At 48.7% G+C, this 1,177-nt stretch carries 1 protein-coding gene; it reads right to left on the bottom strand.

From position 1 onward, the window contains the following. Positions 1-1,177: 3-hydroxyacyl-CoA dehydrogenase NAD-binding domain-containing protein (locus R7P72_RS25170; RefSeq protein WP_318110981.1), on the bottom strand; the 1,177-nt coding region annotated here is incomplete at both ends.

The raw sequence follows: 1,177 nt of genomic DNA, 5'->3' as shown, positions 1-1,177 counted from the left end.
CGTTGCCATTCTTCTGACCGTATTTGTTGGCTTCGAATAGAGCATCAATCGCGTCACGACCTTGTTTTCCCATTCGCTCAGGGAAACCTTCTGCCATCACCGCTTGTGCGTGGTGCGCAGTATCGATGCCGACTACATCAAGCAAGTACGCCGGGCCCATCGGCCAGCCAAATTTGCGTTCCATGATTTTGTCGACTTTAGTGAAGTCTGCACCGTCACGAAGCAACATGCTGCAACCGCCAAAGTACGGGAATAATACGCGGTTGACGAAGAATCCCGGACAGTCGTTCACGACGATTGGGGATTTACCCATTTTCGCTGCGTAAGCCACTACGCGGTTGATGGTTTCATCAGAAGTTTTCTCACCACGGATGATTTCAACCAAAGGCATGCGATGCACAGGGTTAAAGAAGTGCATACCACAGAAATTTTCTGGGCGTTTAAGTGATTGTGCCAATAGGTTGATTGGAATCGTCGATGTGTTTGATGTAATGACGGTGTCTTCACCAACGTGCGATTCGACTTCGCTCAGTACCGCTGCTTTTACTTTTGGATTTTCGACAACGGCTTCAACAATCACATCTGAATTTTCGATGCCTGCGTAATGTAGGCTTGGGGTAATTGATGCCAAAATTCCCGCCATCTTGAAGCCGTCGATACGACCTTGAGCAAGGCGTTTGTTCAGCAGTTTAGACGCTTCGGTCATGCCTAAATCGAGAGATGGTTGGGCGATGTCTTTCATCAATACTGGCACGCCTTTCAGCGCAGATTGGTAAGCGATGCCACCACCCATGATGCCTGCACCTAATACCGCTGCTCGCTCAGTGTCTTTGCTTGCTGATTTCGCCGCTTTTTTCGCGATGCCTTTGATGTATTGGTCGTTGAGGAACAGACCAACCAGAGCTTTGGCTTCTTCTGATTTCGCGAGTTTAACGAAGTATTTGCGTTCAATGTCGAGTGCTTCGTTACGCGCAAAGCGTGCGCCTTCTTCAATCGTAATAACTGCAGTCATTGGCGCAGGGTAGTGTGGACCTGCTTTTTGTGCCACTAGGCCTTTTGCCATCGTGAAGCTCATCATCGACTCTAGCTTGCTGAGTGTCAGTGGCGAGGTTTTTTGTTTACGACGTGCTTGCCAATCGATCTTTTCGTTGATAGCTGAAGTCAGTGTTTGCAATGC

It is taken from the genome of Vibrio sp. Vb0888 (genome assembly GCF_033338835.1).
GTDB lineage: Bacteria > Pseudomonadota > Gammaproteobacteria > Enterobacterales > Vibrionaceae > Vibrio > Vibrio alginolyticus.
The sequence above is the reverse complement of the archived record's forward strand: the minus strand, read 5'-3'. Positions and strand labels throughout refer to the sequence as shown.